The organism is Enterobacter cloacae complex sp. FDA-CDC-AR_0164 (assembly GCF_003071645.1).
Taxonomy (GTDB): domain Bacteria; phylum Pseudomonadota; class Gammaproteobacteria; order Enterobacterales; family Enterobacteriaceae; genus Enterobacter; species Enterobacter ludwigii.
This window is the reverse complement of sequence record NZ_CP028950.1, coordinates 3,190,601-3,199,319: the sequence shown is the minus strand read 5'-3', so window position 1 is coordinate 3,199,319 and position 8,719 is coordinate 3,190,601. Positions and strand designations below refer to the sequence as shown.

The following is an 8,719-nucleotide window of genomic DNA, read 5'->3' as shown; positions in this document are numbered from 1 at the left end:
CCACCCTTTGTAGTGATTACGGTGCGGCAGTTACGGTAACAGCGCAGGTGTCAGTAAAGTCACCGTCCGCCGTAGTTGCCGTAATAGTCGCGGTACCAGCAGCAACGGCAGTAACCAGACCGGTTGAACTGACTGTCGCAATGGAAGGTGCCGAAGTCGTCCAGGTGATAGACTTATTCGTAGCATCAACAGGCTGAACTGCGCCGCTGAGTTGCTGGGTTGCCCCGACGACCAGAGATGCAGTTGCCGGGGTTACTTCCACACCAGTGGCTGCGATGGAGTCAGCAACTTCAAACACAACTGTGTCAGCGTCGTAGACTTTCCACTCTCCGGAGAAGGTTGAGATATCGTTGGTACCGAAATCAGCGGACCATGAAGTGGTGTTCATGTACCCCTGGATATAAGTACCGGCGTTCTCACCCGCGAAGTCAAAGCGAACCCAGAGATTCGGCTGCCGACCGGCCTGGACTTCATCGAAAATATATTTCGAAAGCCTGAAAGCGCCGATCTCGTTATCTTTATCAGACTTTCGAAGCTCCCCTTCACCGGAGATCGTCAGATCCATATTGTTGACCAGGTTCTCCACCAGCCCTTTAGCATCATCTGCCTCAGAGTTGATGGTGTTCATCGAATAGTCGATGCCCTTGGTCGTCATAGCGCCGAGACGCTTCCACTCGGAAAGCGCCGGGACTGCGTCGGGGCAGCCAAAGGCCATGCGTAGCACAGCTACTTTCCCGATCAGCTTGCCAAAATCATTAGCACAGCCTTGCATGTGTACCTCTCAAATAAAAAAAGGCCGCCGGATGGCAGCCTGATGGGTTGGTGATGGGGTTATTCGCCGTATACGCACATAAACTGAAGCCGGAAGACCAGGCGGCCCTCTTCGGTCGGGATCGGTGCCGGCATGTTACCGAGGTTTTGAATCAGGCCAAGGCATTCATCAGTAATGTCGTTCTGTTCGACATAATTGATGATTTCCTGAGCCTTCTCAGCGGCTGCTCGGCGCTTATCCTTGGCGGAAATGACATCCACCAGCACGTAGTGATCAGATCCGAGGTCATTTCGGATGTCGGTACCGCCGTTAGGCCGGAACACTATGAATGCGTCGGTTAACTTGGCTGTGTCGTCCCACGCCAGCATTTGAACAATGAAGCCAGTGGTAAGCCCGGCATCAACGAAGTAGTTACGCACGCGCTCATACATGGCAGGCGTCATACTGAAAGCTCCTTGCGCATCACGGCATCAATCTCGCTGCGGGTGTCTTCAAAGCCTTTAGTGAGGAATTCTTTCTGCGCGGTAGCGCGGCGGAAGGTTTGCGGAACATTCGGATCGTGAACGAAAACAGCGTAGTTCGCCGTGTATCCAACCCGTCCTGTCAGCCTAACGCCGTTGTTTACCAACTCACGATACTGGCTATTCAACAACGTTGAGGTGTCGATTGGCGTGTAAAGCGCGGCCTGTGAGCTGCCGATTATCATTGCTGACTGCAACGCCCGGACAACCTTTCGCCCTCTCACATCGTTGATGATGCGGTTGAGCCCGGCTTTCGACTGCTTAACGCCGCGCACTTTGATACCCATGGTTTTCTCCAGGCAATAAAAAACCCCGCCTGAGCGAGGTTTGATTTCATTTAAAGATGAATCAAAAAGGGAGCATTTCGCGGATTTCAGTGTGCCAGTTATGAAAGGCAGGCAGGTCATCTAATAACCAGAATCCAAATCCAATCATTACAACGCCAATAATCATTTGAGCAATAACGCTGAACCAGTATTCAATAGGCTTGCTGTCTTTATGGATGTACTCCTTTCGCGTCGTCCCCTTAAATGTCTTTGTATAGACACCTCGTCGCAAAAAGATAATCGACTGAACAAACGCAAAGGGGCCGGTCAGAAAAATTCCACATACCGCAAGCCAATATTGAAATCCCATCACCAATCATTCCAGTTAACGTTTTGGGCCATTATTGCACAGGTTTATCAAACTCCCGTCAGGATGGCGTAATCATCCGCCAGTCGCTCGAACGTGTCGGCGTAGCGGATAACCTGCCGCACCTCGTCGGCACCGGCCACAACCGGGTCCGCTTCTGTCGATACGCCAATCAGCAAGTAATCACCCGCAGCCGCCAGCGCAAACTCCGTCCAGACGGTATTCTTCACGACGATTTCTGCGCCCAGACTGGCTAACTTCTTGCTGAGTCCGCCCTCGTAATCGCATAGGATTTGCTCAGGCTCGGTATATCCCATCGGATCGCCGTATTCGTCATTACCTTCCAGCTTTCGCCAGATAGTCGCCGTGGCGGTATAGCTCCAGTTCGCTACCGATGACATCAGCCCTCCTTCCAGCGCAACACCTTCGCGCCAGTCGCCCGAATGCGCGGGCAGTTGATGAACCACTCGCCGTCAGACTTAACGTAGCCGGTAGTCTCCCGCCCGGTATCGGTCATCACCCAGACGCGTACGAATGAGCGCGGCAGCCCGTGCTTAACTGACTTGTACGTCATCACTTATCCCCGCACATGCAGCCGCCCTTCCCGATCCAGATACCAGCGAATGCCGGGGCGGCGGTAGGATCGGCAGGAATCAGCGAGTTAGCGCAGCCGTACTTATCCAGCCCGCGCAACAGGTTAACCGAGGCCTTCCAGCGATCGGTGAACGACTGGTATCGGAACGAGCGCGACGCACCACTCGGCGCTGTCTGGCTAGAGATATACTTATCCCCCTGCCCGAGCCCCATAAGTGCCAGCAGATAGAGCTGAATCAGCAGCGCTGTCGATGCCGGATAATGCGCATCAAGACACTCCTGAATGCTGTTGGCCTGGTCGACGAGAGCCTGAAGAACAAAATCGGGAATGGTAATTCCCTGGCTCTCCAGATACTCCTTCGCCTGTTCGAGAGTTACCATTATCGACTCCGTGAAATACCCCGCCGGAGCGGGGCATAAAAAAACCGCCTTAGCGGCGGCTGTTATTCAGCAGGGAATAGCTTTTCGAGCTCACCGTCAGGCAACAACTCGCTGAGCTTTTCAGCGCCCAGATTGCCTTTAAACTCGATGCCCAGTTCAGTCAGACGAGCCTGAATAATCTCTTTGCGAGATTTCTCACCGGTACCGGCACCAGGATTCGACGGGGTAAGTTCTCCGCCTGCCTCACCATTGATGAGACGGACGTTAGACTTCAACGCCGGGTGCAGTTCTTTCAACTCAACCACCTGTCCTACCTTAACGCCGAACCACGCCCGAACAACTTCGTATTTAGCCATGCTGTTTCCTTACGCCAGGTTAGCGCCGTAGACAACGCCAGAAAGTCCCTGTTCGTCTGCGGTGATTTGCAGACCTTCAGCAGACATGATCTGGAAGTTGTAGTTAGCGTTAGGGAGTGGACGCGGCAGCGGAACAACACCGACAGCCATACCCACCAGTGGAGAGATCACGTCACGGCGACGAACGTACGCGATGAACTCGTTACCGGCCAGCGCGAAGCTCATGCGGATTTCTTTCACCGGTGCGAACGGCAATACCGCCTGCAGGAGAGTGCCGCTTACCACGCCATTTACCACGTACGGCTGCGCCATGTTTGCCCAGATTTCAGGCGACACCCACATCACATCATACTGAGCTACTTTGTTGGCACGCGCGGTGGTACCGAACGCCCCTTTACCAAAGAACTCAAAATACTGAGTCGTGGTTGCGCTGGTCAGGTCGATATTCGCGCCACCGGCACCAGAGCCGAGGTTAATCTTCTTGGTGTTTCGGTGGTTCTTGATGCCCTGAGCCGGGTAGGACTGAACCTGAATTTTTGAGTCGCCATTCAGGTAGTAGTTAACGCGCTTCTGGTTGAACTTGCGCATCTTCGCCATCTGCGAGTCCAGCACCAGGTCAATGCCCACAGAGTTCATACCAGCAGCATGACGCCAGTTCACCCCGTAACCGGCAGTGAATACCGGAATAGGATCGCCGTCGCTCGCGTAATCAGTGTGATCGAAGGAGAATGGCGCCTGACCATCGATGCTTACTAACACGTCATCAGCGATGTCGCCGACAACGTTATACAGCTTGGCTGTTTTACCAACCGGCAGCACCGTTTGAACACCGATCAGGTCGTTCACGATTTCCATGCCGACTTCCTGATCGCGCAGTTGCAGCACCTGGTTGTCAATCTCAGCCCAGAAATCACGGGAGAAACCGCCAACGGCGTTACAGGCCAGCATATCAGGCGTCATAATTGCTCGGTTAGCTGCAATGATGGTGTCGTTCTGCAGGTTCCACATGTTGCGGTTTGCCCACAGCTCGCTCCAGTGCCCGCCGAGGCGGGAGTTAGTCGCCAGCGTCTCTTTAGAGAAGTACATATGTGTTTGTCCTTTTGTTACGCGCCAGCTGCGGCGACAGTGCCAACGCGCATGCGCACGCGAATGAAGTCGGTGGTGCTGGCCGCGATGGTGTATTCATCCTGGCTGTAGCCGATCACTGAATCAGTATCGGAAGTGGCAAGAGTGAACTGACCAGCCGTCCCCAGCTTGATCGGGCTGTCTTTCTTGTAAGCACCAGGCAAGCAACGTAACGCCAACTCACGCCCTTCTTCGACGTAGTTGCCGACTGCTGAATCACCTGCAGGGATTGCTTCGGTGATAGTCAGGCCCTGGTGGTAACCGACATCGATGATGTACAGGCGGCCGGTCAGCGCAGTGGCCTGGGCGAATTTATCGGATGAGTTGATAGTTGCCGCAGTACCAGGAAGCAGCGCGGCGGCCGTAGTGCGGGTTTCGGTCTTGTACAGAGACTGACCGTCGATATTAACGCGACGATAACGTGGCATTATTCCGGCTCCTTACTTGAAGTGTTCGTCTGCGGCAGGTGCGCCGGTTTCTTTGTGCTGCTGAGCATTGTTGGTTCCCAGCGGAGCAGCTTCGCCAAGCGACTTAAACATAGCGTCCAGTGCTTCGCCAGACAGCGCGTTAGCCACGATATCGCCATGGACCTTCGCAACTGCTTCACGCTTTGCCTTCTCTTCAGCGCGGGAGTTGGCGGTCAGGGTTTCTGCGAGCTGCTTCTGATTGGCCTGTAGCGCATCAACCTTTTCCGCGAGGGGCTTGATAGCCGCTTCCGTGTTGGTCGCAACAGCCTGGCCGATCATGCTGCCGATTTGTTCCAGTTCTTCTTTGGTTAAAGGCATGTCGCCCTCCGTTTTGTGGTTTGGTGCAGGCTGTTCCTGCGGTGTGAATAGAGCTTTAAATTTGTTTGCTACGACGGCCACCCACGATTCCTGGCGCGCCACTGAGGTTCCGGTATCTTCGATAGTGATCTTCCCGCCATCAGCGGAGTAACCGTAAACCTGAGCATCGCCGCCATTTCGCACGATGACCACCTGCGAGTCAGTGAAGTCAGCAACCCATGCATATTCATCCGTGCCCAGCGCAAACTTCGCTTTGGCCGCCCGATCGAGACGCTGCTCGCGCTCCCGGTAGGATTCGCCCACCAGTGCGCCAGAGTTGGCCTTAAGCGGCTGAGCCAGATCGGCATTCACCATCAGGCCAACGCCTTGCTCAGGGGTGGCGGCTCCTACTTCGTGCAACAGGATCGCGTCGTGGTCCATGCCGTGGATATCCGCTACCCACTCGGCACCCGTTGCGCGCTGCTGATCGTTCGGCTCAAGCTGATCGAGGAAAGCAGCCACGCTGGTATGAATCGGCGGAACATCTTCACCGCGCTCAATGGCGGCGACACGTTCGAGTAATTCTTTACCGCCTTCTGACTCACTGGCGCGGGCCACATCAACCCACTTTTCGAGGTAGATGCGATTACCGGACTTCTTAACGTTACGGTTCCACGCGCCGATATGGCCTGCGTTAATCCCCTCCGGGGAGAATGCAGACACGAACTGGCCGTTAACCTGAGGATGCCCAAGAGGAGCCAGGGTGCCCTCCAGACCCTTATAGTGGGCGTCGATTTGCTCCTGTGTGTACAATCCGCCATTCATGACGACGTTCGCCGGAAGCGTGTAACTCGGCAGCACCAGGTGCTCACGCCCATTGTATGTTTCGCGCCGGATAGACTGGCTGTTCACCTTCGTGGTGATATTGACCTGCATTGGCATGGTTAAACCTCAAGCTGCCTTTTTGCAGCAGTGACAAGCTGAATGATTGACCTTCATCTTTTTCCAGTGGCTGTCGAATTCCTTCTTAGCCATTTCGATGACGCTCGGATAAAGCGGATTGCCGTCTGCATCCACCAGCACCTCAACCTGACCGCACTTACAGTTAATTGCATTAGCATCAACGGCGTACCAGTCCCTGACCTCTTGAACCGTGTATGTATGCGCATGCCTAAGGGCGTGCTTTATTCGCGTCGTGGGGCTTAATGCTGAAAGGTGAAGAAGCCTGATATTTAAGCCGAGATCATCCATCGATGATTCGGCCTCATCCCATCGTGCGCGACGCAGCGCGGTAGTCACTTCAGTGCGCGCTATCCGGTTCGCCCTGCGTTTCTCAATTCCGGTCTGGTCTGTCAGGTTGCGGGCAATATCCAGCGGATTGAGCCCGCGCCCCACCCCATCAGTCAGCACGCGCGCCATGTCGCGCTTAACGTCAGCAGTCAGCCCCTTCATTTCCTCAAATACACGGGCATGCACCAGCGCCATTCGTTGCTGATACGGGTCGCTTGCGAGGATGGATGCCAGTGACTCACGACCAGCCGCGTACGCCGGGGATTGCTGGCTGAGGTTGTAGAACGACTGCCCGGTCCCTTTCTCCGAAGCCAGATCGATGTACTCGTAAAACCACAGGTCGTAATCGCCACCTTCAAGCAGCACCTGATCAACCAGGTAACTGGCATCGTTCAGGATGATGGAGAGTAACGTTGGGTTTAGCTGGTATTCGTATCTGGCGTTTACTGCGAGGGAGGAAGGTATTTTGTCGAGTGCTGATTTGTACGCTTTGCCAATCTTATTCATCCGCCTGGTGAAGTCTTTCATTGCCCGGCGTTCCAGCGCATCGGCTCCGGTCGGATCCTGATAGTTACGCGGCAGAATCGGCGGCTTCGTCTTCTTCGTCGCCATCCTCTTCTCCTAACGGTTCTTCGTCGTCATTGTCGTAGCCTGCAGCGGTGCGAATCTCTTCACGGCTAAACGCCGGGGCATCACCGCCGCCCAGCATGGTCTGGTTAATCTCGCCCATGGTCTTAGCGTTGGTGAGCTTCTCAGTACCGGTCTGCTCGTTCAGGTCATCCCAGATAACAGCCTTCTGGCTGACTGAGTCCACGATCTGCAGGTCGATAAGCTTGTCGCAGAAGTCCTCTATTTCAAAAGACAGGTCCACGCGGCGCGACTGACAACGAGCATTAAAGTACTTCTGGTCTTCGGTGCTGGAGCGCTCGGCCTGCTGATTACCAACCAGAATGCGCGTCGGGATATCAACTCCGGCGGCAGCGGTTTGCAGGTTGACGTTATAGGTCGCTGACGGATCAGCTACAGCAGTCACCAGCGGTGTGACCGTGGCCCCTTGGGTTGTCATCAGAACATCGTTACCACGGTTCATTTCCCCGGCAACTTCGTTAAACTTATCCTGCAACTCGTCAATGCTCACGCCATAAAGAGTCGCGAGATTGTTGAAGTCGATTTCCTTCTCAAAGTTGACATTAAGCTGACGAGCGGCGTTCTTCAGGAATGATTCGCCTGAACCTCCCTCTACTTTCTCCAGGCTCACAAAGGCGTTATAAGCTGGTTCAAGGAAGCCAATAGCATCGTCTGAGTAATCACCCAGGATGAAAACGCGATCAGGATGGATATTGACGCGGCGGCTTGAGCCATTCGGCAACCGTTCGGCGTACTGCCACATCTTTGGCTGTCCGTACGTCTGCGAGTTCAGGCCAGTGTCCCACTCACCAACCGTGAGCGATCCGGCCCACGCAACGGATATTTTCTGAAGACCTCGCCCTTTGGTGACCGGAAGGCTCCAGTCTTTTTCGTCGCGGATGTGCAGAAGGATTCCTGCATAACGACCGACAAGACGGCGGCGATCAGCCTCAAAGAATGAGCGCCAGAACCGGTTGGTGAATACCTGCTTGGACTTTTTCTCCCAAGCGGTTTCGTCCTCGCTCTCGTCGGCATCATCACCCTCGATGATTTCCGGGTTCGTCTGCCAGCACTTGCCCACCAGCTTCTCAACTGCGCCGTGGGCTATTCCACCACGTCGGTACAGTGCGTAGAGGTTTTCGTAAGTTACCTGCTCAGGGAATCCGTACTCGCACCATGCAGAATGGCGCTTATTGTCCAGCCCCATCGTCGGTGCCATCAGCCCCATACGAGCACGTGCAAACCTGGCGTCGTTCAACGCATTGTTGACGGCCAACGCATGGTTGACGGCGAGAGTTAATTTGTCAGTCATGGATTGTCCGTTGGAAGGAGATAAGTTGAAAGGCCCACAGAGGGGCCTTTAAGGAACATTACATGTTGGAGAACTTTCTCAGTTCATTTGCATATTTTTTTGCAGAAATAATGGCTAATTTTACAGCTTCATTAACTTCATTTACATACACCTTTTCATCACAGGATAATGGCAGTTGAAAAGGGTGTAACCCTTCAGCCACTAATCCATCTTCGTAAGTAATAACGGTTTTAGCCAAAAGATTAGCGTTAGTAGACGAACAGAATACGGTAATAATTTCGGTACTAGTTTGCATGTATTTACGAGACACAGTTAAATTCCTGTCCAACGTTAAGGGAGACATA

At 54.0% G+C, this 8,719-nt stretch carries 14 protein-coding genes; all 14 read right to left on the bottom strand.

Annotated elements, in window-relative coordinates:
* Positions 1-16: 16 nt before the first annotated feature.
* A complete protein-coding gene (locus AM410_RS15795) occupies positions 17-772 on the bottom strand; it encodes an Ig-like domain-containing protein (protein WP_078774518.1) in 756 nt (251 codons plus the stop codon).
* A gap of 59 nt (positions 773-831) precedes the next feature.
* On the bottom strand, positions 832-1,215 hold the full coding sequence (locus AM410_RS15790) for a phage tail termination protein (RefSeq protein WP_108648112.1): 384 nt from the start codon (positions 1,213-1,215) through the stop codon (positions 832-834).
* Positions 1,212-1,580, bottom strand: a complete 369-nt coding sequence (locus AM410_RS15785; protein ID WP_108648110.1) for a hypothetical protein — start codon at positions 1,578-1,580, stop codon at positions 1,212-1,214. Before AM410_RS15785 ends, AM410_RS15790 begins: the two co-directional genes overlap by 4 nt.
* A gap of 61 nt (positions 1,581-1,641) precedes the next feature.
* Positions 1,642-1,929 carry a hypothetical protein gene (locus AM410_RS15780; protein ID WP_108648108.1) on the bottom strand — a complete coding sequence of 96 codons (288 nt, stop codon included), beginning with the start codon at positions 1,927-1,929 and terminating at the stop codon, positions 1,642-1,644.
* Positions 1,930-1,976: 47 nt separating this feature from the next.
* Positions 1,977-2,327, bottom strand: coding sequence for a hypothetical protein (locus tag AM410_RS15775; protein ID WP_108648106.1), 351 nt, complete (start codon positions 2,325-2,327; stop codon positions 1,977-1,979).
* Positions 2,327-2,500, bottom strand: coding sequence for a hypothetical protein (locus AM410_RS15770; protein ID WP_057060243.1), 174 nt, complete (start codon positions 2,498-2,500; stop codon positions 2,327-2,329). Before AM410_RS15770 ends, AM410_RS15775 begins: the two co-directional genes overlap by 1 nt.
* Complete coding sequence (locus AM410_RS15765; RefSeq protein WP_108648104.1) at positions 2,500-2,901, bottom strand: DUF7370 family protein; 402 nt, start codon at positions 2,899-2,901, stop codon at positions 2,500-2,502. Before AM410_RS15765 ends, AM410_RS15770 begins: the two co-directional genes overlap by 1 nt.
* A 62-nt stretch (positions 2,902-2,963) precedes the next feature.
* On the bottom strand, positions 2,964-3,257 hold the full coding sequence (locus AM410_RS15760; protein ID WP_108648102.1) for a hypothetical protein: 294 nt from the start codon (positions 3,255-3,257) through the stop codon (positions 2,964-2,966).
* A 9-nt stretch (positions 3,258-3,266) separates the two neighbouring features.
* Entirely contained in the window at positions 3,267-4,343 is a 1,077-nt protein-coding gene (locus tag AM410_RS15755; protein ID WP_108648100.1) for a major capsid protein, read from the bottom strand.
* A 17-nt stretch (positions 4,344-4,360) separates the two neighbouring features.
* Positions 4,361-4,810 (bottom strand): gp53 minor capsid family protein, encoded by a 450-nt coding sequence (locus tag AM410_RS15750; RefSeq protein WP_044856870.1) that lies wholly within the window; start codon positions 4,808-4,810, stop codon positions 4,361-4,363.
* 12 nt (positions 4,811-4,822) lie between these two features.
* A complete protein-coding gene (locus AM410_RS15745) occupies positions 4,823-6,088 on the bottom strand; it encodes a hypothetical protein (RefSeq protein ID WP_108648098.1) in 1,266 nt (421 codons plus the stop codon).
* 9 nt (positions 6,089-6,097) lie between these two features.
* Positions 6,098-7,048: a phage minor head protein gene (locus AM410_RS15740; protein WP_108648097.1), complete on the bottom strand. Its 951-nt coding sequence runs from the start codon at positions 7,046-7,048 to the stop codon at positions 6,098-6,100.
* A complete protein-coding gene (locus tag AM410_RS15735) occupies positions 7,008-8,375 on the bottom strand; it encodes an anti-CBASS protein Acb1 family protein (protein WP_108648095.1) in 1,368 nt (455 codons plus the stop codon). Before AM410_RS15735 ends, AM410_RS15740 begins: the two co-directional genes overlap by 41 nt.
* A gap of 58 nt (positions 8,376-8,433) precedes the next feature.
* Positions 8,434-8,685, bottom strand: coding sequence for a hypothetical protein (locus AM410_RS15730; RefSeq protein WP_159082268.1), 252 nt, complete (start codon positions 8,683-8,685; stop codon positions 8,434-8,436).
* Positions 8,686-8,719: the final 34 nt, after the last annotated feature.

Excerpts from the sequence above, each read along its gene's own strand:
- AM410_RS15795 (WP_078774518.1), bottom strand. The coding sequence starts at position 772 with ATGCAAGGCTGTGCTAATGATTTTGGCAAGCTGATCGGGAAAGTAGCT.
- AM410_RS15790 (WP_108648112.1), bottom strand. The coding sequence starts at position 1,215 with ATGACGCCTGCCATGTATGAGCGCGTGCGTAACTACTTCGTTGATGCC.
- AM410_RS15785 (WP_108648110.1), bottom strand. The coding sequence starts at position 1,580 with ATGGGTATCAAAGTGCGCGGCGTTAAGCAGTCGAAAGCCGGGCTCAAC.
- AM410_RS15780 (WP_108648108.1), bottom strand. The coding sequence starts at position 1,929 with ATGGGATTTCAATATTGGCTTGCGGTATGTGGAATTTTTCTGACCGGC.
- AM410_RS15775 (WP_108648106.1), bottom strand. The coding sequence starts at position 2,327 with ATGTCATCGGTAGCGAACTGGAGCTATACCGCCACGGCGACTATCTGG.
- AM410_RS15770 (WP_057060243.1), bottom strand. The coding sequence starts at position 2,500 with ATGACGTACAAGTCAGTTAAGCACGGGCTGCCGCGCTCATTCGTACGC.
- AM410_RS15765 (WP_108648104.1), bottom strand. The coding sequence starts at position 2,901 with ATGGTAACTCTCGAACAGGCGAAGGAGTATCTGGAGAGCCAGGGAATT.
- AM410_RS15760 (WP_108648102.1), bottom strand. The coding sequence starts at position 3,257 with ATGGCTAAATACGAAGTTGTTCGGGCGTGGTTCGGCGTTAAGGTAGGA.
- AM410_RS15755 (WP_108648100.1), bottom strand. The coding sequence starts at position 4,343 with ATGTACTTCTCTAAAGAGACGCTGGCGACTAACTCCCGCCTCGGCGGG.
- AM410_RS15750 (WP_044856870.1), bottom strand. The coding sequence starts at position 4,810 with ATGCCACGTTATCGTCGCGTTAATATCGACGGTCAGTCTCTGTACAAG.
- AM410_RS15745 (WP_108648098.1), bottom strand. The coding sequence starts at position 6,088 with ATGCCAATGCAGGTCAATATCACCACGAAGGTGAACAGCCAGTCTATC.
- AM410_RS15740 (WP_108648097.1), bottom strand. The coding sequence starts at position 7,048 with ATGGCGACGAAGAAGACGAAGCCGCCGATTCTGCCGCGTAACTATCAG.
- AM410_RS15735 (WP_108648095.1), bottom strand. The coding sequence starts at position 8,375 with ATGACTGACAAATTAACTCTCGCCGTCAACCATGCGTTGGCCGTCAAC.